This window comes from Curvibacter sp. CHRR-16, assembly GCF_018474005.1.
In the GTDB taxonomy this organism is placed as follows: domain Bacteria; phylum Pseudomonadota; class Gammaproteobacteria; order Burkholderiales; family Burkholderiaceae_C; genus Allorhodoferax.
In genome coordinates this window covers 60,757-85,496 of the sequence record NZ_JAHCSH010000006.1, presented here as the reverse complement: position 1 = coordinate 85,496, position 24,740 = coordinate 60,757, and the positions used below count along the sequence as shown (strand labels likewise).

Genomic DNA, 24,740 nt, shown 5'->3' with positions numbered 1-24,740 from the left:
CTCAGTCACCGCAAGATGGATCCATCCACATCGTCGATGCGGGTTTTGCCGCAAAAAGCCATGGTCACATCCAGCTCCTTGTGGATGATTTGCAAAGCCTTGGTGACGCCTGCTTGCCCCATGGCACCTAAGCCATAGACAAAAGCGCGGCCAATCATCACGCCCTGAGCGCCCAAGGCGCGGGCTTTGAGCACGTCTTGCCCACTGCGGATGCCACTGTCGAGCCAAATTTCGGTTTTGCCGCCCACGGCTTGCACGATTTCGGGCAGCACCGCGATGCTGCTGGGTGCGCCATCCAACTGGCGGCCGCCATGGTTGCTGACCACGATGGCATCGGCACCATGCTGGGCAGCCAGTTCGGCGTCCACCGTTTCCATGATGCCTTTGAGAATGAGTTTGCCGCCCCAGCGCTCTTTCACCCACGCCACATCGGCCCACGACAGGGTGGGGTCAAACTGCTCGTTGGTCCAAGCCGAGAGGGAGCGCATGTCGCTCACGCCCTTGACGTGGCCCACCAAGTTGCCAAAGCAGTGGCGCTTGGTCTGGGCCATGCCCCAGCACCAGCGCGGTTTGGTCATCAGGTTGAGGAGGTTGCGCACCGTGGGCTTGGGGGGGGCTGTCAGGCCATTTTTCAGGTCTTTGTGGCGCTGGCCAATCACCTGCAAATCGAGCGTGAGCACCAAGGCACTGCAGCGGGCGGCGCGGGCGCGCTCGATCATCTGCGCCATGGCCTGGCGGTCGCGCATCATGTAGAGCTGGAACCAAAACGGCGCGCCCGTGTGTTCGGCAATGTCCTCGATGGAGCAAATGCTCATGGTGGACAGGGTGAAGGGCACGCCAAAGTCGCGTGCGGCTTTGGCGGCCAGTATCTCGCCGTCAGCGTGCTGCATGCCCGTCAGCCCCACGGGAGCCAATGCCACGGGCATGGCCACAGGCTGGCCCACCATGGTGGTGGCGGTGCTGCGGTTGCTCATGTCCACGGCCACGCGCTGGCGCAGCTGGATGCGGGCAAAGTCGCTGCTGTTGGCGCGGTAAGTGCCTTCAGTCCACGAGCCGGAGTCGGCGTAGTCGTAAAACATGCGCGGCACCCGCTTGTGGGCCAGTACGCGCAGGTCTTCGATGTTGGTGATCACGGGCATGCAAGTCTCCTCGTTATGGGTGTTTTTTGCGTTGCTTAGCCCAGGCGTTGGCGGTGCCGCGTGATTTGCTGGCGCACCTGTACGGGGGCTGTGCCGCCAATCACGTTGCGGGCGTTGAGGCTGCCCTCCAAGCTCAGCACTTGGTACACGTCATCGGCAATGTGGGGGTTGAATTGCTGCAGTACATCCAGCGGCAGTTCGCTCAAGTCCACGCCCCGGTCGCTGGCTACTTTCACCGCATGGGCCACGGTCTCGTGCGCATCGCGGAAGGGCAGGCCTTTTTTCACCAAGTAGTCGGCCAAGTCGGTGGCGGTGGCAAAGCCTTTTTGCGCTGCAGCGCGCATGGCCGCTGCGTTGACGGTGATGCCGCCGCTCTTTTCGCCCGTAGCCGGGTTGACTTGGCCGCCGATCATCTCGGCAAAGATGCGCAGCGTGTCTTTGAGCGTGTCCACGGTGTCAAACAGCGGCTCTTTGTCTTCTTGGTTGTCTTTGTTGTAGGCCAGTGGCTGGCCTTTCATCAGAGTGATCAGGCCCATCAAGTGGCCCACCACACGGCCGGTTTTGCCGCGGGCCAGTTCGGGCACGTCGGGGTTTTTCTTCTGCGGCATGATGGAGCTGCCGGTGGTGAAGCGGTCGGCAATCTTCACAAACGCGAAGTTCTGGCTCATCCACAAAATCAGTTCTTCCGACAAGCGGCTGATGTGCACCATGGTCAGGCTGGCAGCGGCGGTGAACTCGATGGCAAAGTCGCGGTCGCTCACGCCGTCCAGGCTGTTTTGGCTCACTTGGGGCTGGCCTGCATCGTCCACCATGCCCAGAGTGCGGGCTACGCGCTCGCGATCCAGCGGGTAGGTGGTGCCGGCCAAGGCGGCGCTGCCCAGCGGCAGGCGGTTGGTGCGGCGGCGCACGTCGGCAAAGCGCTCGGCGTCACGGCTGAACATTTCCACATAGGCCAGCAGGTGGTGGGCAAAGCTCACGGGTTGGGCCACTTGCAGGTGGGTAAAGCCGGGCAGGATCACGTCCACGTTCTGCTCGGCCACATCCACCAAGGCGCGTTGCAAGTCGGTCAACAAGCCGCCAATCAGGTCGATCTCGCTGCGCAGCCACAAGCGCACGTCGGTGGCCACTTGGTCATTGCGGCTGCGGCCCGTGTGCAGGCGCTTGCCCGCATCGCCCACCAGCTGGGTCAGGCGGGCTTCGATGTTCAGGTGCACGTCTTCCAAGTCCAGCTTCCACTCGAAAGCGCCAGCCTCTATCTCGCTCCAAATTTGTGTCATGCCTTTTTGGATGGCGGCGTAGTCTGTGGCCGCGATGATGCCTTGCGCTGCCAGCATTTCCGCGTGCGCCAAACTGCCTGTGATGTCGGCTTGCCACAGTCGTTTGTCAAAAAACACACTGGCGGTGTACCGTTTCACAAGCTCGCTCATCGGTTCAGAGAAGAGAGCAGACCAGGCTTGGGACTTGTTGTCGAATTGATTGTGGGACATGAAAGGCTCGGGGAAAATGGGCGCTATGGCCATGAAAGACAGTGAAATTCTATCGACCCAGCGCGCAGACCTGACAGGTTGGTCTGTGCTGGACGAAGCACCCGTGCCTGTGCATCACTTCAGTGGCTGCGATTTGGGTGTGGTTTTGCGCAGCGTGGTGTTGGTGCATGTCACCTTGGCGGTGGTGTGTGCCATTGTCTACGTTCATTGGGAATTGTGGGTGCCGCAGTGGGCATTTCTCACAGGCACAAGCTTGCCTGCAACCTTGCTGTGGCTGTTGCTGGCATGTGCTGCCAGCAAACCCATGGCGCATTGGTCTGAATGGCTGCAAGGCAGTGCTATGGCCGCTTTAGGTGCGGTGTGCGCCATGCTGGCAGTGGTGCTGTTGGCGTGGATGGATGCGCAGCTACAGCCCAACGTACCGGCTGTAGCTGCTGCTGGGGCTTTGCTGGCATTGGGGCTGTGGCAATTGCAAGTCTGGCGCAGCAAGGCCCGCCAGCCTGCTGACACGGCTGCCCGTTTGGCTGGTTTGCAAGCCCGCATACGGCCCCATTTTTTGTTCAATACCTTGAACAGCGCCATCGCCTTGGTGCGCGCTGAACCCGCGCAAGCCGAACGGCTGCTGGAAGACTTGAGTGACTTGTTTCGCCAAGCTTTGGCAGACAGCGACAGCAGTGTGCCCTTGGCGCAAGAGATTGAGCTGGCAGAGCGCTACTTGTCCATTGAACACATCCGCTTTGGGGCGCGCTTGCAACTGCGCTGGAATTTGGATCCAGCGGCCAATGCAGCCAAAGTACCCCCTTTGCTGCTGCAGCCTTTGGTCGAAAACGCCATCACCCACGGCGTTGAACCCAGCTTGCAGGGCGCACAGGTAGAAATTTCAACCCGTGTGCGCGGTGGTTCGGTGGTGCTCAAAGTACGCAACAGCGTTCCAGCGGGGCCAGGTAAACCAGGCCATGGTTTGGCCCTGCGCAATGTGCAAGAGCGCTTAACCCTGCTGCACGATGTGCAGGCCCACTTTCGCAGTCGCTTGCGTGATGGCATTTATGAAGTGCGCTTGGAGTTCCCGCTATGAGCTTGCGTGTACTGATTGCCGATGATGAAGCACTGGCGCGCAACCGCTTGCGCGTGCTCTTGGGGGACATTGCCCAGCCTGCCATGCAGATCGTGGCCGAAGCGGCCAGCGTCATGGATGTGCTCAACGTGTTGGAGCAGCAGCCCGTGGACTTGCTCTTGCTCGACATTGCCATGCCCGGTGGTGACGGCATGCGCTTGGCAGAGCTGTTGCACCTGCAACGCGCCAACGGCCAGCCCAGCCCGGCGGTGATCTTTGTCACGGCCCATGCCCAGCATGCGGTGCGCGCCTTTGACATTGAGGCCGTGGACTACTTGACCAAACCTGTGCGCCTAGAGCGTTTGCAGGCGGCGCTACAAAAAGTAGAGCGCGTACAGCCCGTCCAGCAAGCTCTGCAGCCCGATTCTCCTGTAGAAGAGTATTTGCATATACCGACTCGACAAGGGATAGAGTTGGTGCCCTTGTCGCAGGTGCTGTACTTCAAGGCCGAGCTCAAATACATCACCGTCGTCACCGCCCAGCGTGAGTACATCCTGGATGCATCCTTGCAGGAGTTGGAGCAGCACTATGGTGAACGGTTCTTGCGCATCCACCGCAATGCCTTGGTGGCTCGTCAAGCGGTCGATGCTTTGCTGCGCCCAGGGAGCCGCGATTGGATAGAGGCCAGTCGCCAAGACCCAGCCATCGGTGAAGACACTTGGGGACTTCGTTTGCGCGGTTTGAATGCGATACTGGCGGTTTCCCGTCGCCAGTTGCCCCAAGTGCGTGAACTGCTTCAACAGCGCCACGACGTGGGCTTGTCTTAATCAAGTTTGTATGAAGTTTTTGCCTTTGCTGTGCTGCGTTGTTGCGGCTGCCGCACACGCCCAGACGCCTTCGGCACCTAGTAGCCCTGCTGGTAACGAGCCGCAAACCAGTGTTCCAGACCCCACGGCCGAGTTCTTTTTACTGGGTGTCGGCTACACCAAACGCTCATCCGTGTTCAAAGGTGAGAGTGGTAACAACTTGGAGCGAGGTTTCCCCTTCATCCACTACCGCAGCAAAACGCTGGATGTAACCACCACCAATGCCAGCTACCACTTCCTGCACGATGGCGACTGGCGCTGGAGCGTGCATGTGGGCTGGATCAATGTTGAAGCCCATGACAATGCCACCGCTACCGTGCTCGATGGCACCAGCAAACGTGAGCCTGGTTGGTGGGCTGGCCCCTCGGTGCGTTACAAGAACGACTGGGGCCAAGTCACCGCCACGATAGAGACCGATGCAGCCCACAACGGCAACGGTTACCAAGTGCGCATGGGCTACGCCAAACCGTTTCGCATTGGCTATTTGCAGCTTACCCCCTCGGTTCATGTGCGCTGGCTCAGCAACGACTACGTGAACTATTACTACGGTGTACGGGCAGACGAGGCCAGTGCCAGCCGCCCGGTGTACACGCCTGGCGCTGCCACCGCATCGTGGGTGGGGCTCAATGCCATCATGCCCGTGTCGCGCAACGACGGTTTCATGGTGGACTACCAAATGCACCAGCTAGGCCAATCCATGGCCGATAGTCCGCTGGTGGACAAACAACGCTACGAGCGCATTTCCGTGGTGTACATGCACCGCTTTTAGGGGGAATTCAAGATGGGATCTGTTGGGTTAGGATGTTGTTAGCCTAACCAAAGTGCCCCCCCAAGGAGGTCCGCATGCAAGAACACCATTGGGCAGAACAACTGTTGCGATCCCATCCAGATGGAATTGCGCTGATGAACGATGCCTATGTTTTGCAATTTGTGAACCAGCACTACTTGGAGATATGGGGGTTTACCGAGCAAAGTGCCTATGGGATGACCCCCAGTGAGCGCTTTGCATACCAGGCCGATTTGCTGGCCAATCCGCAGGAGGATGCGTTTGCGTTGCGTCTTCTCAAGCTCGGTCTGGATGAGCCCAAGTCGCGCTACTTCAAACTCAAGGATGGGCGTTGGCTGGAGCGCATTGCCTATCGTTTCATGCCCTTGGGTAGCTGCACTGGAATCGTGTCGCAGTGGCGGGATGTCACGGGCAAATACTTGCAGGACATGGCGACCCAATACGAGCGCGATTTGATGCACTCCATGATGGACAGCGTGCCCGATCAGATCTTTTTCAAGGACCTCAAGAGTCGCTTTATACGCATCAACGCCAGCTTGGCCAAACGCTATGGTTTGGATCGCCCGGAGCAAGCGGTTGGCAAATCGGATGCAGATTTCTACTCGGCAGAGCACGCCGCGCAAACGCGCCGCGAAGAATTGGAAATCATGCGCACCGGTACACCGATATTCAATCAGCTCCATCACGAAGTCTGGAACGATGGCACCGAGGCCTGGAATGTCTCTATGAAGATGCCGCTTCGTGATGCCACGGGAAAGACAATCGGCATCTACGGCGTTGCCCACGACATTACCGAACACAAGAAAGCCGAAGCCCTTATTTGGCAGCAGGCCAACTTTGACGCCCTCACCGGATTGCCCAATCGCCGCATGCTGCGAGACCGCTGGGAGCAGGCGGTCAAGAGCCATAAGCGCAGTGGCCATGGACTGGCATTGCTCATACTGGATTTGGATCACTTCAAGGAAGTCAACGACAACTTGGGGCATGCCGTGGGTGACCAGTTGCTGGTCGCTGCATCCAAGCGCATTGGTGCTTGCTTGCGTGCATCGGACACTTTGGCGCGCATGGGGGGTGATGAGTTCGCCATCATCCTGACTGACCAAGTGTCCGACACCTATGTAGGGGACATCGTCCATAAAATCGTCAGTTGCATGGACGATGCTTTCGATTTGAGTGGTCAGTGCATTTTTGTTTCGGTTAGCGTCGGTGTGACCTTGTATCCGCAGAACGGAGAGTCTTTCGATGAATTGCTGAAATTGTCGGATCAGGCGATGTACGAGGCCAAAGAGCAAGGAAGAAACCGCTTTTGCTTTTTTACGCAGGCCTTGCAGGAGCGTTCCAGCAATCGCTTGCGCATGGCCCATGACCTGCATATCGCGGTTCGCGAGCAGCAATTTCACTTGGTTTACCAGCCCATCGTGGATCTTCGGTCTGGGGCTATTCATAAGGCAGAAGCGTTGATCCGATGGAATCATCCGCAGCAAGGGGCGATCCCTCCCAGTGAATTCATCCCCTTGGCTGAGTCCATCGGTTTGATTGAGGAGATTGGCGAATGGGTTTTTCGCACGGCTGCGCAAACGGTTCGCCAGTGGCGCAGTGAGGTTGATCCATTGATGCAGATTTCGGTCAACAAATCACCGCTCCAGTTTCAACGCAAGGTCCCTCAGGGCGCGGATTGGGTGGAGTACTTGCACTCCATTAATCTGGCGCCCGATGCCATCGTCGTCGAAATTACCGAAGGCTTGCTGTTGGATGCTTCCGAATGGGTTCGGCAGCAGTTGCAGACTACGCGCCAATCGGGCTTGCGCCTGTCATTGGATGATTTTGGCACCGGGTATTCATCACTGTCTTACTTGCACCGCTACGACATTGATTTCTTGAAAATAGACCAGTCCTTCATGCGCGAGTTGCGTCCTGGCTCAAAGACGGAAACCTTGTGCAAGGCCATTATCCGCATGGGCCATGAGTTGGGCATACAAATCATCGCCGAGGGCATAGAAAACTCAGTGCAACGAGACCTTCTGGTGGAAGCGGACTGCGACTTTGCCCAAGGTTACTTTTTTGCCAAGCCAATGCTGCCAGATGAGTTTCTGGAGTTCATCCGCAAAACGGCGTAGAAGCTGTGGGTTAACAAGCCAAGCAAACAGTGCTGCCCTCTAGGGGCAGCACTGCGGATCAAGGTCCATCAACCCGTATTGCGCAGCCCAGCCGAAATGCCGTTGATGCTGATGTGGATACCCCGGCGACCGCGCTCGTCGGTTTGGCCGGCCCGGTAGCGGCGAATCAGCTCCACCTGCAAGTGGTGCAGCGGGTCGATGTAGGGGAAACGGTGCGCAATCGACCGGGCCAAGGACGCGTTGTTGGACAGGCGGTGTTTCTCCCCCGTGATTTGCTCCAGTGCCTGTGCCGTGGCATGCCATTCCACTTCGATGGCGGCAAAAATCCGCTTGCGCAGCTTGGCGTCTTCTACCAGTTCGGCGTAGCGCGAGGCCAGTGCCAAATCGCTCTTGGCCAGCACCATGTCCATGTTGGAGAGCAGGGTGCGGAAAAACGGCCACTGCTTGTACATTTTCTTGAGCAAGGCGATGCGAGCATCCACCTTGTCAGGCCCTGCGGCGTGGATGAAGTGCTGCACCCCCGAACCGAAACCCAACCAGCCGGGTAGTGTCAGGCGGCATTGGCCCCAGCTAAACCCCCAGGGAATGGCGCGCAGGTCTTCGATGCGCTGGCTGGCTTTGCGCGATGCAGGGCGTGAGCCGATGTTGAGCTCAGCAATCTCGCGCAGCGGCGTGGCGCTGAAGAAATACTCGGTAAAGCCCGGTGTTTCGTACACCAGTTGGCGGTAGGCATCCATGCTGGCTTGCGACAGCTCGGCAGCGGCTTGCAAAAACGCCTTGGTGGCTGGCTTGGTGGGCTGCAACAGCGTGGCTTCCAGCGTGGCGGCTACCAAGGTTTCCAGATTGCGGCGGCCAATCTCGGGGTTGGCGTATTTGGAGCCAATCACTTCACCTTGCTCGGTCAGGCGGATCTGCCCGCGCACCGTGCCGGGTGGCTGGGCCAAAATGGCTTGGTAGCTCGGGCCACCGCCACGGCCCACTGTGCCGCCCCGGCCGTGGAACATGCGCAGCTGGATGTGGTGCTGCGCTTGCAGTTGCTCAAACAGCTCCACCAGCGCGATCTCGGCGCGGTACAGCTCCCAGTTGCTGGTGAAGATGCCGCCGTCTTTGTTGCTGTCCGAATAGCCCAGCATGATGTCCTGCTCGGCCCCGCTGCGCTTGACCAGATCGACCACGCCGGGCAGGGCGTAGAAGTCGCGCATGATGGGCGCGGCGTTGCGCAGGTCTTCGATGGTCTCAAACAGCGGCACCACGATCAGGTCTGCTACGGCTTGCTTATTCAGGGTTCCATGCACCAAGCCCACTTCTTTTTGCAAGAGCACCACTTCCAGCAAGTCGCTCACCGTTTCGGTGTGGCTGATGATGTAGTGGCGAATAGCGTCTTTGCCATAGCGCTGGCGCAGGGTCTTGGCCATGGCAAAGATGGCCAATTCTTTCTCCGCGTGTTCGCTATAGGGTGCCTCGGGCACGCGCAGCGGGCGCGCATCGTTGAGCAAGCCCAGCAGCAGTTCGCGCTTGGCCATCTCGTCCAAGCCGCTGTAATTGGCATGCACATGGGCTGTGGCCAACAATTCGTGCACCACTTCTTCGTGCTTGTCCGAGCTTTGGCGCAAATCCACCGTAGCCAAATGAAAGCCAAACACCTCCACGGCGCGGATCAGCGGGCGCAGGCGCTCATCGGCCAAGGCCGCGCCATGGTTGTGTGCCAGCGAGGCCTCGATGGTGCGCAAGTCGGCCAAGAGCTCTTCGGGCAGGTGGTAAGGGTTTTGCGGTGGCAGGGCGTGGCGTGCGGCTTCAGTGCCTGTCAGCAGTTGCAGCGTGGCGGCCAAGCGCGAATACATGCCGGTGAGCGCGCGGCGGTAGGGCTCGTCGGCGCGGTGGGCATTGTGGTCGGGTGAGCTGTCGGCCAGCGCTTGCATCTCGGGTGTGCAACTGGCCAGCAGCAAGGTGGTGGACAGCTCCCCACCCAGGTAGTGCAGCTCGGTCAGGTAGTGGCGCAGGGCCACTTCGCTTTGGCGGCGCAGGGCGTATTCCAGCGTTTGGGCGCTCACGTTGGGGTTGCCATCGCGGTCGCCACCAATCCATTGGCCCATGCGCAAAAAGCTGGCCACGGGCACGTCGCCCAGCAAAGCTTCCAAGTTGGCGTACAGGCGTGGAATTTCGCGCAGGAAAGTCGATTCGTAGTAGCTCAGCGCGTTCTCAATCTCATCGGCTACCGTCAGCTTGGTCAGGCGCAGCAAACGGGTTTGCCACAGTTGCACCACGCGGGCGCGCAGTTGGGCTTCGTTGGCCGCCAGTTCTTTGGGGGTGAGGGCGTCTTTGGTGGTGGTGACCAGCTGGCTGCGCAGGCGAATCTCGTCGCGCTCGGTCAGCAGGCGGGCAATGTCGCGCTCGGCGTCCAATATGCTCTTGCGCTGCACCTCGGTGGGGTGGGCGGTGAGCACTGGGGCCACATAGCTGTTGGCCAGTGTGTGGGTGATGGTGTCCGACGGAATGCCGGCCCAGCGCAGGCGCGATACCGCCACCTCCAGGCTGCCTTCTTGGGTGTTGCCCAGCCGCTCGTGGTAGTCGCGGCGGCGGATGTGGTGGCGGTCTTCGGCCAAATTGGCCAAATGGCTGAAATAAGTGAAGGCGCGAATCACGCTCACCGTTTTGTCTTCGCTCAGGCCTTTGAGTAATTTTTTCAGTGCTTTGTCCGCTTCGTGGTCGGCATCGCGGCGAAACGCCACCGACAGCGTGCGGATCTTTTCCACCAAGTCAAACGCGGCTTGTCCTTCTTGCTCGCGGATCACGTCACCCAACAGTCGCCCCAAGAGGCGGATGTCCTCCACCAAGGGGCGTTCGTTGTTCTTGCTCGCCACTTTTGTGGCGGGTTTGGGGGCTGGTTTGGCGGTGGGTTTCATTGCGCTAGGTCGTGGTTCAGGGGGAAAGGGTCATGCTAGCATCGCCTGAGCGTTTTCCTATTACAAGCAAGGTACAAGGTGTCGACTTCCCTTCCTAGTTCTTCGCCAGTGGCTGCGGCTGCTGCTCTGACCATCGCCACCCGCGAGAGCCGTTTGGCCTTGTGGCAAGCCCGCCATGTGCAAGCTCTGCTGCAGCAGCAAGGCTTGGGCGTGGAGCTGCTGGGCATGACCACGCAGGGCGACCAAATTTTGGATCGCACCCTCTCCAAAGTGGGGGGCAAGGGCCTGTTTGTGAAAGAGCTGGAAGTGGCCCTGCAAGAAGGCCGTGCCGACTTGGCCGTGCACTCCCTCAAAGACGTGCCCATGGAACTGCCCGAGGGTTTTGCGCTGGCCTGCGTCATGGAGCGCGAAGACCCGCGCGATGCCTGGGTCTCCAACCAATACGCCAGCGTGTTCGATGTGCCTGCGGGCGGGGTGGTGGGCACATCGAGCCTGCGCCGCGTCGCCTTGCTGCGCGCCCTGCGCCCCGACTTGCGCTACGAACCCCTGCGCGGCAACCTGGATACCCGCTTGGGAAAACTGGACAAAGGCCAGTACGACGGCATCGTCTTGGCCGCTGCAGGCCTCAAGCGCTTGGGGCTGGCCGAGCGCATCCGCGCTGTGATGGAGCCCGAACAGATGCTGCCCGCCGCCGGGCAAGGTGCGCTGGGCATTGAGATTTGCCAGCACCGCAGCGACGTGCAGGCCGTGCTGCAGCCCTTGGCCCACCTGCCCACGTGGATGGCGGTGGCTGCCGAGCGCACCGTCAGCCGCGTGATGGGCGGCTCCTGCTCCGTGCCGCTGGCCGCCTACGCGGTGTGGCAAGGCACTACCCTGCACTTGCGCGCCGCCTGGGGTGACACCGAAGGCCAGCGCCCCCTGCTGCACGTGCAAGGCCAAGCCACCGTGCAGACGCTGGAGCAAGCCATCGCGCTGGGCCAGGCTGTGGGGCAGGACTTGCGCGCATGCGTGTCATCCTGACGCGCCCTGCCGGGCAGTCTGCCGCGTGGCTGCCCGTGTTCCAGCAAGCTGGCTTGCAGGTGGAGCAGTGGCCTTTGATAGCCCTGTGCCCCGTGCGCGATGCCGCCGCCCAAGCCACGGTGCGCGCCTGTGCCGAGCGTGTGCAGCAAGGCCACTACCACGCCGTCATGTTTGTCAGCCGCATGGCCGTACAAGCCTTGTGGGCGCTGGCCGCGCCACAGCCTTGGCCCTGCATGGCATGGTCTACCGGGCCTGGCACGCGCCAAGCCTTGTTGGAGTGCGGTGTGGGAGCATCCCGCATCGTGTGCCCGCCCGATACGGCAGCGCAATTCGATTCCGAAGCCCTGTGGGCCTTGGTGGGGGGGCAGGTACAGCACGGCTGGCGCGTGCTCATCGTGCGCGGGCAGGACGAAGTAGCCGAACCCGCTGCAGGCGATAACCCCACACCCCAAGGCAGCGGCCGCGACTGGTTGGCCCAGCAACTGCACGCCGCAGGCGCTACCGTGGATTGGGTGGTGGCCTACGAGCGCAGCACCCCGGTGTGGACTGCCGCGCAGCAAGAGCAAGCCGTGCAAGCCTTGGCCGATGGCCAGAGTGTGTGGGTCTTCAGCAGCTCGCAGGCCTTGCGCCATTTGCACGACCTGCTGCCGCCTAAGGCCGTAGCCCAACACGCTGGCACCGCCCGCGCCGTCGTCACGCACGAACGCATAGCCCAGCAGGCGCTGGCCTGCGGCTGGCAGCAGGTGGTGGTGAGCAAGCCGCTGCCGCAGGCGGTGTGGCGGGCGATGGAGGGGGTATGACTGTGTGCTACTGCACGGGCTATGCGGCTAGGTAGTCGGTGAGCTTGTACATGAAGTGGTTTGCAACTCCTAGCCATCAAACCCAATTTGAAGATCACTCAGAAACAGGTCGTGCCATGTGTCACCCTTGAACTCCGTTCCCCGAAAGCTCAGCACGACGCGGTTGGGGTTGTCTTTGTCCTGAAACACGGTGGCGCTGAAGCCATTGATCCCAGGATCGGTGTATTGGTCCAGAACACCGTAGCGACTAAGAAATTGATCTGCTTCTCCTGCCGCGAAGGTGCCGTTGGCGGCTTTCTGAAGCGCAACTGTCGCTTCGAGTACAGAAAAGTCCGCATAGGCGGCTTGCCCAAGCTGTACAAACTCTTTGAGTTGGGTTGTGTTCATTTTGATTCCTTCAAAATTATTTCAAAATAAGACTCGTTAGTTGCTGTGTTTCATCTACGCGTTCAAAGCATTGCCACCCGATATTCATAGCTTGGTTGTTTGACCAGTAGTGATAGAACCAAGTTGCGGAGGCATATAACCTCCCATTGCGCGACAGGGTTGTCGTGGTTTTGGAGATTTCATGACTCCACTTTGGAACCTTGCTGATGACATATAGGCCATCTGTGAGGTTTGTCAGGGGGGTTTTGATGAATTTCCGCTCTTTTTCGGGGAGCGATGTCGTTGCAGGATCGAGTGTGTATGTGAAAAGATGGCCATTCCTGCCATAGGTTCCAGTTCCGTCATACGTACCATCCCACGCCTCTACGGCTTTGAGATTGGGGTAGTTGCGATTCAAAAGCCATTCCGCAGTAGGCTCATTAAAGTGTTTCGGATCTAATTGAATCCGATCCACCTTTTCAGGCTGAACAAACACCTTCAAGCCGCCCTCGCGAGCGCAATCCTGCTCATGGCGGTAGTGCATGTACTGGTAGGTTCCGATCCAGTAGATAAAGGGTGATGCAAAAACCAGCACCACTGCGCGGCGCGCAAGCGATGAATCAAAGCGCTTTCTGATCCAAAGCATCAAAGCAATATAGAGAGCGAAAATGATTAGCAGTGGAATCGTGATCATGCTGCCCCCTTCCATTGCGTGTCGTTTGCGATTTTGATCGCACCTTCACCTTTATTGGCCTGTGTTGCCCCGCGTAGCCAGCGCAACGCGGTATCGGTTAGGGGTGTGCCAGCAGCTTCCAGCCAGTCAGCAATTTGGGCATATATCTTGTAGTAGGACTTGATGCCAGCAGCTGCATCGGCTTGCGCTTGTGCACGCATCACGCTTAGTTGTGCTAGTTGTTCAGTAGTCAATGTGGTCATGGTTATGCTTTCTTGAGTAAGGAGAGAACGCGGATGATTTCTTGGTAGATCTCGGGCCAGTCGCTGGCGTGTTTCGCATGGAGTCGGAAATCAACGTAAATTTCAGGCTGCCAGAAAAAGCCTCCTGTGCACCCTGCATCCACATCGATTACTGGGTTGCCGGTTGGTGCGTCACAACCAATTCCCGGAACGTGCATGCCGAGAGGTTTTTTTTCATTGGTTGCTATGAAAAACTCTGATCGATAGGACTTTCCTTGCGTGTCAAAGAAGCGCACACGTTCTAAATCTGGCCGCAGATGCTGCCGCTCAATTCGGTAGCCTTTTTTCTGCAACTCTTCAAATCTCCCCTCCCAGCCTTTGTTAATCCATGGGGTTACGGCTTGGGGATCAGGCCACCTTGCGCGGCCACGGAGAAATATTTCGATGGCTTTTTGGTAAAAGTCTTCTCCCATTTCTGGATAGTCCCCGCCACGGTATGAGGGAGTCTTGCTTGGCCAATAAAACCCCCCTCCATTTTTCCCACTCGTGAAATACTCTTGCGGCCCAATAAACCACTGCCCGTTGAGCTTGAGCAATTCATCCTTGGTGTAGTCCCGCTCTGGCTGCACATCGCCTTGACATATCGTGTTTAGGCACTCAATGCGCTCTCTCTCCGCGTTCGCCGCCTTCTGCTTCTCGCTCGGGCCGCAGGCACTCATGCTCAAGCACACCAATCCAATGAGCACGAGTTTTTTGGAGTGCATAAAGTGCTTTTTCGCAAGGTCGCTGCCAGTCGATGACCCACCAGTCTCATTAAGCGCCGGGATGTTTTGATGATTCATTGCACTCATGCTGCGTCCTTCCATTGCGTGTCGTTTGCAGCCTTGATCGCCCGCGCAAGCCCGCGCGTCGTTTTTTGTTTGCTTCGTTTCATATCCATCCTCTTTGGTACTCAACGCCCCACACTGGACAACAGCTTCAGCCCGCTTGCGGCAGCTCTTTACAAGCTGTTGCAACAGACTATAAGAGTACGAGCCCAACAGCTTCACCACTGCCGCAGCAAGTCGTGCCGCTCCTGTGGCAGGGCTAGAATCAAACGCATGAGCACAAGCCCCGATGAATCCCCCGCTGTCACGTCCCCAGCGCAGGCCGCTGCGCCTGCTTCGCCACCCGCTGCACCCGAGGTCCCGCGCCGCAAGCGCTTGCAGGTGATTCGCTCGGTGCGGCCCAGCACGTGGATGACGCTGGGCGTGGTGGCCAGCCTTGGTTTGGGCGTGGGCTTGTGGGCCAAGATTGGCGCATGGCAAACCCAGTGGCAGCAGCAAACCACGGCGGCACTAGAGCAGGCCAGCCAGGCCCGCCTGCAGGCCAAGCAAGCGCAAGACATGGTGCTCGATACGGCCTCCAAACTCGCCTTGGCCGAGAGCCGCTTGGCCGAGGCTGCGCTGCAGCGCAGCCAGCTAGAAGAGTTGATGCAAAGCCTGTCGCGCTCACGCGATGAAAACCTAGTGGTGGACATCGAAGCGGCGGTGCGCTTTGCCATGCAGCAAGCCCAGCTGACGGGCAGTGTGGATCCCCTCGTGGCCAGCTTGCAGTCGGCCGCGCAGCGCCTGAACCGCCTCTCCCAGCCGCGCTTGGCTCCGGTGCAGCGCGCGGTGGCCAAGGATTTGGACCAGATCCGCTCGGCCAACTACGCCGATTTGCCCACGCTCTTGGTCAAGCTGGACGAGCTGGTGCTGCTGGTCGATGAGCTGCCCGTAGCCAATGCGTTGGCAGCCAGCGCCAACACAGCTAACGCTACCAATGCAGCGCCCGCCACAACGGCCAAGTCCGCCAAGGGCGCGCGCGCTGCGGCCAGTGCCGAGTTCCCTTCTAGTCAGTGGTGGCAAGGTGTGTGGCAAGAGCTGCAAGGCCAGTTGCAGGCGCTGGTGCGGGTGAGCCGCATTGATGCGCCCGAGGCCGCTCTGTTGGCACCCGAGCAAGCCTACTTTGTGCGCGAAAACCTCAAGCTGCGCTTGCTCAATGCCCGCTTGGGCTTGTTGTCACGCCAAAACGAGGTGGTGCGCACGGATTTGGCGCTGGCAGCCACCATGCTGCAGCGCTATTTCGATGCCAATGCCCGCAAGAGCCAACTGGCACGCGATGCCTTGCAACAGTTGCAAGCCCAAGCGCGCACCCTGCAGTTGCCGCGTGTCGATAACACTTTGGCGGCTTTGGCCACCGCAGCGGCGGGGCGGTGACTATGCGTGCAGCAGTTTGGTTTTTGGTGCTTTTTGCCGTAGCTGTCAGCTTGGCCGTGCTGGTTGGGAGCAACCCCGGCACTGTGACCGTGTACTGGCCACCCTACCGGGTGGATTTGTCGCTCAACCTCGTCATCGTGGCCTTGCTTTTGGCCTTTGTCGTGGTGCATGTGCTGCTCAGTGTGATGGGCTGGGTGGGGGGCTTGCCCCAGCAGGCCCGGCGCTGGCGCGCGCTGCAGCGTGAGCGCGCCATGCTGGCCGATTTGCTGGATGCTTTGCAGTACCTGATCGCTGGTCGCTTTGTGCGTGCCCGCAAAGCCGCAGAGCGCGTGGTGGAGTTGGAAGAGGTGGCCCGTAACCATGGTGCCGTCGATGGCGATACCCCCAGCGCTGATTGGCCCCGCTTGGCCATCGTGGCGCACCTGATTGCCGCCGAGAGCGCGCACGCCGTGCAAGACCACACGCGACGCGAGCAGCATTTGCAGCATGCCCAGCAGCGCAATGAGGGTTTGGGGTCGCAGGACTTGCAAGAGGGCACGATTTTGCGGGCCTCCCGCTGGGCTTTTGAAAACCGTGATGCCCGTGCATCGCTGGACTGGTTGGACAAATTGCCTTTGGGGGCCGCCCGCCGCACGCTGGCATTGCGCCTCAAGTTCAAAGCGGCCCGCCAAGGTGGAGAAATCCAGCAGGCGCTGGAGGCGGTGCGCTTGCTCAATAAGCACCGTGCTTTCTCCAGTGTGGCGGCCACGGGCATTGTGCGTGGTTTGGTGCTCGAACTGCTGCGCCACGCCTACGACACGGTGCAACTGGAGCGTGCATGGGAGCAACTGACCAGTGGTGAGAAAACCATTCCCGATGTCGCCTTTCAGGCTGCTGAGCGTGGACTGGTGGTGGGTATGCCTGCAGCCTGGGTTCGCCAGTGTTTGCTACCAATTTGGGAGCAAGCAATCCAAGCGCAGAGCGCTGTACAGGGTGGTTTTCCTTTGAGTCACCGGGTGCAGTTGGTGCGATTGGTCGAGCGTTCATTTGGCCAAGAAGCCGATAGCGAGACCGATGGCTTGGACAAACAATGGCTGCAGCGCGTGGAGCAGGTGCAAATGGCCAACCCCGGCGATCCGCTGTGGCAGTATTTAGCGGGCATGGTGTGCATGCGTTTGGCACTGTGGGGCAAGGCCCAGCAGCTGATCCGCCAGTCTTTGCATGGCCTCAAGGACAGCACTTTGCGCCGCCACGCTTGGAACACCTTGGCCGAATTGGCCGAGCAACGCCAAGACATGGCCGCAGCCCAGCAGGCCTACCGCGAAGCTGCCCGCAGCGGGCATTGATCTTTGGCCCCCCGGGCAGCACCCGGGGTGACGAATTGGGCTTGCAGGACTATCATGGCTGCATGCCTACCTTGACCGAACACCTCATTTTCCTCACCGATCACCGCGATCGGGATCATTTGGAACTAACGCTTTGCAAAGCCGTAGTGGATTTGCTGCCTATTGAGCGCGTGGTTGTGAGCCGTGTACTCAGCGAGGATGGCTCCCGACGATGGCTGGAAGTGGCTTCGTTGGACGTGCGTGGCGGTGGCAAGGTGGTCGATCCACTGCGTGTGGATTTTGAGCAGTTGCCCTTGCTGGAAGAGCATGGTGACCGTTTGCGGGCGCTGGAAACAAATGCCGAGCATACGGTGGCCTGGGCGGGAGAAGACGGTCCCCGCATTACCTACATGCCTCTGTTTGCTCCCAACCCCGACGAAGAGCTCGGTGTGCTGGAGTTGCACACCGATGCGCTGGTTCCCGCAGACGAATTGCACTTGGTGCACCAGCTACGCCACGTTTTTCGCAGCATGTACCAGTTGTTGGCCTACAGCGACCGCGATGGATTGACCGGCTTGCTCAACCGCCAAGCACTGGATGACACGTTTTACAAAGCGGTGCTCGACGAGTTGGGTGTCAAACCCACGGGCTTGGCCCAATTGCAGTCCACGCTGGAGCCGCAGCAAGAGCGACGCCACCGCGTGCCGCCCAACTATTGGTTGGGCACCTTGCGGGTCGATGGCTTTAGCAAAGTGTCCGAGCAGCATGGCCATTTGCTGGCCGAAGAGGTGCTGCTGCTCATTGCCCGTATTTTGGGCAACACTTTCCGAGCCTATGACCGCCTGTACCGCTTGGGTGGGGATCAGTTTGCCGTGCTCATGCACTGCCCGCAAGATGCCTTGGTGCACGCCGCTTTTGAGCGTTTGCGTGCCAATGTGGAGAAGTTCACATTCCCGCAGGTGGAGAACATCACCATTTCGGCGGGCTACACCCGCGTCACGCCCGATGACTCGCCAGCTGCTGCGCTGGAGCGCACCGAGGATGCCATGGAGTATGGTCGTCAGCATGGCGGCAACCAAATTCACCACCATGCTGAGTTGGTCAGCCGGGGTATCAAGCCCGGTCAACCGCGCCGTGGTGGGGTGGATTTGTTTTAGGCCCACAAAAAAGCCGACCCTTGGGTCGGCTTTTTGCTGGTCTTGCAGGTGATCAAACCTGGTCAAAAGGCAGTTGCAGGTTGCGCAGGTCTTTGCGTGTTTCCACCAGCACCAGCGGACCTTCGTCCAGCTCTACGACCGGGGGCCGCTCACGCGGTACGTGCACCGGCTTAGGCTCGGCAGCGATGGCAGCTTGCACAGCAGCTACCTTGGCGGCGTCGGAGTTCACCCACTCCAAGCCAGAGGCTTGGGCAATGCCTTGCAGATCAGTCACTGGCAGTGTGTAGCGGCTCACTACAGGCAGGGGTGCTGCGGGCACTGTTGCTGCGCTTGCTACCACAGGGGCAGTCTCCACGGGCGCGGGGGCTAGCGCTGGAGCAGCAGGCACGGCAGGGGCTGACACAGGTGCCGTCGCTTGGGGGGCTGCAGCAGGTGTTGTCTCTGTGCTCTGTGTAGTCAATTCGGCTGCAGAGCCCGTGGAATAAGCTGCATCTGCTCCTGTTTCTGTAGCATCTACTGCATCGCTAGTGCGCTCGCCACGGGCGCCACGGTCGCCACGGCGGCGGCCATAACGGTCACGGCTGCGGCGGGGTTCGCGGTTGCCTTCCAGCACGGGGCTGTGGCCTTCACCTTCGGGCGCTACGGCCATGGTTTGTGCAGCATTGGCTTCTACGGCGGTGTTGTCCACCACAGCTTCGGCGGGGGCTGCTTCCTCGCGGCGTGGGGCGCGTTCACCACGGTCGCCACGGCCATTGCGGCCACGTTCACCACGCGCGGGGCGTTCGCTGCGTGCCTCGGGTACACCGACTTCTTGGTTTGGCGCTGTAGGTGTGATTTCTGCACGCGTGTCTGTGCGTGTTTCGGCACGTGTATCGGGCCGCTGTTCACCACGCTCTCCCTTGGGGGGACGTGGGCCGCGATCATTGCGCTCGCCACGGTCTGCGCGTTCGCCACGTTCGGGGCGGTTGGCATTGCCGTTTTGGGCGCGTGGATTGCGGCCTTCTGGGCGGGTGTCGCTGGTGGCGTCGGCTTGGCCGTCGCGTGCTGGGCGTTGGCCATCGCGGCTATCACGTCCGTTGCGACCACGTTCACCGTGCTCGCTGTTTTTGCGCTCACCACGGCCATTGCGTTCACTGCGTTCGCCACGGGCATCGCGTGGGCCGCGCTGGCCATCCTTGCCGTCTTTGCCAACGGGTTTGGCTGGTGTGGTGGCAGGGGCTGGTGCGGCTTCAAGGCCGAGCAGCTTTTTGATCCAGCCAAAGAACCCGCCGCTGCTTGTGGCGCTGGCAGGTGCCGCAGCGGGGGCTGCAGGCTTGTTGGAGGCAGTTTTGGCTGCAACGGGCGCAACTGGCACCACGGGTGCGGGTGCGTCCGGCAGCACGCCCTTGATCACTGGGGTTTGTTTGTTGGTGGGCTCTTGGGAGCGGCGGGTGACGGTGGTGGGGTCTTCCACCACTTCGGCCAGTTGGTAGCTGGCTTCCAAGTGGTCCAAACGGGGGTCGTCGTGCTTGAGGCGTTCGAGCTTGTAGTTGGGAGTCTCGAGCGACTTGTTGGGCACCATCAGCACGCTGATGCGCTGCTTGAGTTCGATTTTGGTGATCTCGTTGCGCTTTTCATTGAGCAGGAAGCTGGCCACTTCCACCGGCACTTGCACTTGCACGCAAGCGGTGTTGTCCTTGAGAGATTCCTCTTGGATGACGCGCAGGATCTGCAGTGCGGAGCTTTCGGTGTCGCGGATGTGTCCAGAGCCGCCGCAACGGGGGCAGGGGCAGGATGCGCCTTCGGCCAGTGCGGGGCGCAGGCGTTGGCGGCTCATTTCCATGAGGCCAAACTTGGAGATAGAGCCAAACTGCACGCGGGCACGGTCTTGGCGCAGCGCGTCGCGCAGGCGGTTTTCCACTTCGCGGCGGTTTTTGCTCTCTTCCATATCGATGAAGTCGATCACGATCAGGCCGCCCAAGTCGCGCAGGCGTGCTTGGCGGGCCACTTCGTCAGCCGCTTCTAAGTTGGTGCGGGTGGCGGTTTCTTCGATATCGCCGCCCTTGATGGCTCGCGCTGAGTTGACGTCGATGGATACCAGCGCTTCGGTGTGGTCGATCACGATGGCACCGCCCGAGGGCAGTTGCACGGTACGGGCGTAGGCCGATTCGATTTGGTGCTCGATCTGGAAACGGCTAAACAGCGGCGCGTCGTCGCGGTAGCGCTTGACCTTGGCCACGTGTTCGGGCATGACGTGGGCCATGAATTGGTGCGCTTGCTCGTACACGTCGTCGGTGTCGATCAGGATGTCGCCGATGTCGCTGTTGAAGTAATCGCGAATGGCGCGGATCACCAAACTCGATTCTTGGTAGATCAGGAAGGCACCTTTGGAGCCTTTGGCGGCACCGTCAATGGCGCTCCAGAGCTTGAGCAGGTAGTTCAAGTCCCATTGCAGTTCGGGTGCGCTGCGGCCAATGCCGGCGGTGCGCGCAATGATGGACATGCCGTTGGGGTATTCGAGCTGATCGAGGGCTTCTTTCAGTTCGGCCCGGTCATCACCTTCGATGCGGCGCGATACGCCACCACCGCGGGGGTTGTTGGGCATCAGCACCACATAGCGGCCAGCCAAAGACACAAAAGTGGTCAGGGCTGCGCCTTTGTTGCCGCGCTCTTCCTTTTCCACTTGCACCAGCAGCTCTTGGCCTTCTTTGATGACGTCTTGGATACGTGCTTGGCTAGGCGCTACGCCAGGGGCGAAGTATTGCTTGGAGATTTCTTTGAAAGGCAAAAAGCCGTGGCGCTCTTCGCCGTAATCCACAAAACAGGCTTCCAGCGAGGGTTCTACGCGGGTGACGACGGCTTTGTAGATATTGCCTTTGCGCTGCTCGCGTCCTTCGATTTCGATTTCGTAGTCGAGCAGTTTTTGCCCGTCCACAATGGCCAAGCGGCGTTCTTCTGCCTGCGTGGCGTTGATCAGCATCCGTTTCATGGATTGCATTCCTTACGTAAATAACAGCCCATTACGGGCGACAGGATGCAAGGCCGACGAACAAAAGCTGCAGGAATTGCCAATAACCGCTCACGCCACCCTGAGGGCGGCGCCTAGCAGTGGGGGCGCAGGGATGTGGACGAGGTTGAAAGCAGTGGTTTTTGCTAGCAAAAATGTAGCAGCCAGTGCAGATGGAGCGGGTGTTGCAGGCCTGAAAATGCTTTTTTGCACGCGCTTCTCGCCGTGCAGGCACCACAGGATTAATTTGAACAACACCAGCATCTCGTTTTTCATTCCGTTCGCCAGAGTCAAGCTGGCGAATTGGGGTATTCCGTTATGTAAAGCTTTCATGCGTCCGCTTGACTGCGAGCGGGTCAGCCACCCCTGGCAATTGGCCCTTTGGGGTTTGCTGGCAGCGCCTGCAGCAGCATCGACTCCACCAGTGCCGCATCAGCTAGCGCGTCGACTAAACTCCAGACGCTTAAACCACTGATCTTGCAACACTAGTGAAAGACATTATAGGGGCCGCTTCAGTGCGCCGATTGCGCGTGGATGAAAACAGCAGCGGCCAGCGGCTGGATAACTTCCTGCTGCGCGAACTCAAAGGCGTGCCCAAAACCCATATCTACCGCATCATCCGCAGCGGTGAGGTGCGCGTGAACAAAGGCCGTGCCAGCGCCGACACCCGTCTGGAGCTGGACGACGAAGTGCGCGTGCCCCCGGTGCGCGTGTCCGAGCGCGCCCAAGCCAAAGCCGAGCAGGTGGCCCAAGGGGCTGCGTTGGTGGCCAGCGCTGCTGCGCCAGCGCGGCAGTTTGATGTGTTGTTTGAAGACGACGCCTTCATTGCTGTCAACAAGCCCGCTGGTGTGGCTGTGCACGGTGGGTCGGGTGTGAGCTTTGGCGTCATTGAGCAGTTGCGCATGGCGCGCCCGCAAGCCAAGTTCTTGGAGCTGGTGCACCGCTTGGATCGGGAAACCAGCGGTATTTTGTTGGTGGCCAAAAAACGCAGTGCCCTGAACCACCTGCAGGACCAATTTCGCCAGCGCTCGACTGGCAAAACCTATTTGGCGCTGGTCAAAGGTGCTTGGCCCGCCAACAAAAAGGTGCTGGACAAACCGCTCTATAAATATTTGTTGCCCGATGGGGAGCGCCGGGTGCGGGCGGTAGCCAAGGACGATCCCGAAGGTATGCCATCGCTCACACTGGTGCAGATTCGCCAACGCTTGGGTGACTACACCTTGTTGGAGGTGACCATCAAAACCGGGCGTACACACCAAATCCGCGTGCACTTGGCCAGCGAAGGCATGCCCATTGCGGGCGATGACAAATACGGTGACTTTGAACTCAATAAAGCGCTGGCACGCCAGAGTGGTGGCCTCAAGCGCATGTTTTTGCATGCGTGGCGCTTGCGCTGCACCCACCCCACCACAGGCCAAGCCATGGAGCTGTTGTGCCCCTTGGCCCCAGAATTGCAGCAATTCGCCGCATCCCTACCGGAGACTCCATGACCGAACGCCCGCGCCAATTTGACCTTATCGCTTTTGACTGGGACGGCACGCTGTTCGATTCGACCGCCATCATTACCCGTTGCATCCAGTTGGCCGTGGCCGATGTGGGCGGCACCGTGCCCAGCGACAGCCAAGCATCCTATGTGATTGGCATGGGGTTGATGCAGGCTTTGGCCCACGCAGCGCCCGATGTGCCTCCTGAGCGCCATGCCGATTTGGGCATGCGCTACCGTTTCCACTACATGGCGCACCAGAACGACATTACCTTGTTCGATGGCGTGCTGCCTATGCTGCAAGACCTGAAAGACCGCCAGCACCTGTTGGCCGTGGCCACCGGCAAAAGCCGCTCGGGTTTGAACGAAGCCCTGCACAGCGTGCGCTTGCGTGGGGTGTTTGACGCCTCGCGCACCGCGGACGAAACCGCCAGCAAGCCCCACCCGCTGATGCTGCAAGAACTGATGGCTGAACTGGATATCACCCCCGAGCGTTTGCTCATGGTTGGCGATACGACCCATGATTTGCAGTTGGCACTCAACGCTGGCTGTCCCAGCGTGGCGGTGAGCTATGGAGCCCATGAGCCCAGTGGTTTTGCTGCGCTCAAGCCGCTGTACATCGCCCACTCGGTGGCTGATTTGCACCAGTGGCTGCTGACCAACGCTTGAGTTGAGGTGCTGCACATGCAGGATGCACCGTTCCAATCGCAGTCGATTGCGCTGTGCCCATCCTCTGCTTTGCTCAACAGTGGGTTGGCGGTGCCGTTTGATGTGCAGTATGGTGGCCAGACTTGCCTTGGTTTTGCGGTGCGCTATGCCGATAAGGTGTATGCCTACCTGAATCGCTGCTCCCATGTCCCCATGGAGATGGATTACCAGCCCAACCGATTTTTTGACATGACTGGTCACTGGATCATGTGTGCCACCCATGGTGCCCAGTACGATCCGCGCACAGGGCGCTGCCGCAGCGGCCCTTGCCGGGGGGCATTGGTTCCAATTGCCACCACGGAAGTCGGTGACATGGTCTACTGGCATACTGCTTACAACTTGAAACCCATCCCTTTTTAATATGACAAGCCCCACCGATGACGATAAGCGCACGGATATCCATGCCGATGCCAGTGCGCAGCCAAGCCCTATCCCTTCCCTGGCAGGTGCTGCCACTGAGACTGGTAGCGCCCCCGGCTGGGAGCGGGCGGTACTGGAAAAACTGGCCTTGGGTTCTTTGGCTGAGCAGCGCATTGCCCGCCGTTGGCGCAACGGCATCCGCTTGGCATGGTTGGCGTTTGCCATTGTGCTGGTGGTGATTGGCTGGGAGCGCAATGCCAGCGATACCAACCTGAATACCCCCCACACAGCGGTGGTGGCGGTGCAAGGTGAGATTGCCAGCGGCGCCCAAGCCAGTGCGGAGTTTGTCAATGCATCCATGCGCAGCGCCTTTGAGGACAAAAACGCCAAAGCCATCGTATTGCTCATCAATTCGCCCGGTGGTAGCCCTGTGCAGGCTGGCATGATTTACGACGAAATCCGTCGCTTGCGCAGTCTGCACAAAGACACCCCGGTGTATGCCGTGGTGGAGGAGAGTTGTGCATCGGCGGCGTACTACATCGCCTCGGCTGCGGACAAAATCTTTGTCGACAAGGCCAGCATCGTCGGCAGTATTGGGGTGTTGATGGATGGTTTTGGCTTCACGGGTTTGATGGACAAGCTGGGCGTGGAGCGCCGTTTGCTCACGGCGGGTGAGAACAAAGGCTTTTTGGATCCATTCAGCCCCCAAACCGACAAGCAACGGGGCTATGCCCAAGAGATGCTCAATCAAATCCACCAGCAGTTCATCGCAGCGGTCAAAACAGGCCGTGGCGCACGCCTGAAAGAAACGCCAGAAACCTTTAGCGGTTTGTTTTGGACGGGCCAGCAAGCCGTGGAAATGGGCTTGGCTGACCAGCTAGGTAGCTTGGACTACGTGGCGCGTGAGGTGGTGAAGGCCGAAGACATCATCGACTACACCCGCAAAGACAACGTGGCCGAACGCCTGGCCAAACGCTTTGGTGCAGCCTTTGGTGAAGGTGCTGTCAAAGCCATGGGCGGAAAACTGCCTGCCTTGCAGTGAGCGCCG

At 59.7% G+C, this 24,740-nt stretch carries 21 protein-coding genes; 13 read left to right on the top strand and 8 right to left on the bottom strand.

Annotation, left to right across the window (positions count from 1 at the left end; translation table 11 throughout):
* Positions 1-5: 5 nt before the first annotated feature.
* Positions 6-1,139, bottom strand: coding sequence for an alpha-hydroxy acid oxidase (locus KIK84_RS13765; protein WP_214123680.1), 1,134 nt, complete (start codon positions 1,137-1,139; stop codon positions 6-8).
* Positions 1,140-1,174: 35 nt separating this feature from the next.
* Positions 1,175-2,626, bottom strand: coding sequence for an argininosuccinate lyase (gene argH / locus KIK84_RS13760; RefSeq protein WP_214123679.1), 1,452 nt, complete (start codon positions 2,624-2,626; stop codon positions 1,175-1,177).
* Between argH and KIK84_RS13755 the strand changes: the two genes are divergently transcribed.
* The 4 genes from KIK84_RS13755 (at position 2,625) to KIK84_RS13740 (ending at position 7,450) form a co-directional block, all read left to right on the top strand.
* A complete protein-coding gene (locus KIK84_RS13755; protein WP_250207986.1) occupies positions 2,625-3,701 on the top strand; it encodes a sensor histidine kinase in 1,077 nt (358 codons plus the stop codon). The two genes, argH and KIK84_RS13755, sit on opposite strands and share 2 nt — an antisense overlap.
* Positions 3,698-4,507 (top strand): LytR/AlgR family response regulator transcription factor, encoded by an 810-nt coding sequence (locus KIK84_RS13750; RefSeq protein WP_214123678.1) that lies wholly within the window; start codon positions 3,698-3,700, stop codon positions 4,505-4,507. The genes KIK84_RS13755 and KIK84_RS13750 overlap by 4 nt, the downstream gene beginning before the upstream one ends.
* A 10-nt stretch (positions 4,508-4,517) precedes the next feature.
* On the top strand, positions 4,518-5,315 hold the full coding sequence (locus tag KIK84_RS13745) for a MipA/OmpV family protein (protein WP_214123677.1): 798 nt from the start codon (positions 4,518-4,520) through the stop codon (positions 5,313-5,315).
* A 74-nt stretch (positions 5,316-5,389) separates the two neighbouring features.
* Positions 5,390-7,450: a putative bifunctional diguanylate cyclase/phosphodiesterase gene (locus tag KIK84_RS13740; protein WP_214123676.1), complete on the top strand. Its 2,061-nt coding sequence runs from the start codon at positions 5,390-5,392 to the stop codon at positions 7,448-7,450.
* A gap of 68 nt (positions 7,451-7,518) precedes the next feature.
* Here KIK84_RS13740 and ppc read toward each other — a convergent pair whose 3' ends face one another.
* A complete protein-coding gene (gene ppc / locus KIK84_RS13735; protein ID WP_214123675.1) occupies positions 7,519-10,353 on the bottom strand; it encodes a phosphoenolpyruvate carboxylase in 2,835 nt (944 codons plus the stop codon).
* A gap of 78 nt (positions 10,354-10,431) precedes the next feature.
* Here ppc and hemC point away from each other — a divergent pair, with 78 nt between their 5' ends.
* Positions 10,432-11,373, top strand: a complete 942-nt coding sequence (gene hemC / locus KIK84_RS13730; protein WP_214123674.1) for a hydroxymethylbilane synthase — start codon at positions 10,432-10,434, stop codon at positions 11,371-11,373.
* A complete protein-coding gene (locus tag KIK84_RS13725; protein WP_214123673.1) occupies positions 11,358-12,173 on the top strand; it encodes a uroporphyrinogen-III synthase in 816 nt (271 codons plus the stop codon). The genes hemC and KIK84_RS13725 overlap by 16 nt, the downstream gene beginning before the upstream one ends.
* Positions 12,174-12,242: 69 nt before the next feature.
* Here the strand turns inward: KIK84_RS13725 and KIK84_RS13720 are convergent, their stop codons facing one another.
* Genes KIK84_RS13720 through KIK84_RS13705 form a run of 4 tightly spaced genes read right to left on the bottom strand, consistent with a single transcriptional unit; the run spans position 12,243 to position 14,305 of the window.
* Entirely contained in the window at positions 12,243-12,560 is a 318-nt protein-coding gene (locus KIK84_RS13720; protein WP_214123672.1) for a hypothetical protein, read from the bottom strand.
* A 16-nt stretch (positions 12,561-12,576) separates the two neighbouring features.
* On the bottom strand, positions 12,577-13,233 hold the full coding sequence (locus KIK84_RS13715) for a hypothetical protein (protein ID WP_214123671.1): 657 nt from the start codon (positions 13,231-13,233) through the stop codon (positions 12,577-12,579).
* A complete protein-coding gene (locus tag KIK84_RS13710; protein ID WP_214123670.1) occupies positions 13,230-13,475 on the bottom strand; it encodes a hypothetical protein in 246 nt (81 codons plus the stop codon). Before KIK84_RS13710 ends, KIK84_RS13715 begins: the two co-directional genes overlap by 4 nt.
* Before the next feature lie 2 nt (positions 13,476-13,477).
* Positions 13,478-14,305 (bottom strand): hypothetical protein, encoded by an 828-nt coding sequence (locus tag KIK84_RS13705; RefSeq protein ID WP_214123669.1) that lies wholly within the window; start codon positions 14,303-14,305, stop codon positions 13,478-13,480.
* Between the two features lie 249 nt (positions 14,306-14,554).
* Here KIK84_RS13705 and KIK84_RS13700 point away from each other — a divergent pair, with 249 nt between their 5' ends.
* The 3 genes from KIK84_RS13700 to KIK84_RS13690 all read left to right on the top strand — a co-directional run bounded on the left by KIK84_RS13700 (position 14,555) and on the right by KIK84_RS13690 (position 18,155).
* On the top strand, positions 14,555-15,694 hold the full coding sequence (locus tag KIK84_RS13700; RefSeq protein WP_214123668.1) for a uroporphyrinogen-III C-methyltransferase: 1,140 nt from the start codon (positions 14,555-14,557) through the stop codon (positions 15,692-15,694).
* 2 nt (positions 15,695-15,696) lie between these two features.
* Positions 15,697-17,019 (top strand): heme biosynthesis HemY N-terminal domain-containing protein, encoded by a 1,323-nt coding sequence (locus KIK84_RS13695; RefSeq protein WP_214123667.1) that lies wholly within the window; start codon positions 15,697-15,699, stop codon positions 17,017-17,019.
* A gap of 62 nt (positions 17,020-17,081) precedes the next feature.
* Positions 17,082-18,155, top strand: a complete 1,074-nt coding sequence (locus KIK84_RS13690) for a GGDEF domain-containing protein (RefSeq protein WP_214123666.1) — start codon at positions 17,082-17,084, stop codon at positions 18,153-18,155.
* A 52-nt stretch (positions 18,156-18,207) separates the two neighbouring features.
* Here KIK84_RS13690 and KIK84_RS13685 read toward each other — a convergent pair whose 3' ends face one another.
* The gene (locus KIK84_RS13685) at positions 18,208-21,123 is read right to left on the bottom strand and encodes an Rne/Rng family ribonuclease (RefSeq protein WP_214123665.1); all 2,916 of its coding nucleotides are present in this window, start codon (positions 21,121-21,123) and stop codon (positions 18,208-18,210) included.
* A 506-nt stretch (positions 21,124-21,629) separates the two neighbouring features.
* On the opposite strand from KIK84_RS13685, the gene KIK84_RS13680 reads away from it, so the two are divergent.
* Genes KIK84_RS13680 through KIK84_RS13665 form a run of 4 tightly spaced genes read left to right on the top strand, consistent with a single transcriptional unit; the run spans position 21,630 to position 24,734 of the window.
* Positions 21,630-22,631, top strand: a complete 1,002-nt coding sequence (locus KIK84_RS13680) for an RluA family pseudouridine synthase (RefSeq protein ID WP_349815936.1) — start codon at positions 21,630-21,632, stop codon at positions 22,629-22,631.
* On the top strand, positions 22,628-23,293 hold the full coding sequence (locus KIK84_RS13675) for an HAD family hydrolase (protein ID WP_214123664.1): 666 nt from the start codon (positions 22,628-22,630) through the stop codon (positions 23,291-23,293). The genes KIK84_RS13680 and KIK84_RS13675 overlap by 4 nt, the downstream gene beginning before the upstream one ends.
* Positions 23,294-23,308: 15 nt before the next feature.
* Complete coding sequence (locus KIK84_RS13670) at positions 23,309-23,692, top strand: Rieske (2Fe-2S) protein (protein ID WP_214123663.1); 384 nt, start codon at positions 23,309-23,311, stop codon at positions 23,690-23,692.
* Position 23,693: 1 nt separating this feature from the next.
* On the top strand, positions 23,694-24,734 hold the full coding sequence (locus KIK84_RS13665; RefSeq protein WP_214123662.1) for a S49 family peptidase: 1,041 nt from the start codon (positions 23,694-23,696) through the stop codon (positions 24,732-24,734).
* Positions 24,735-24,740: the final 6 nt, after the last annotated feature.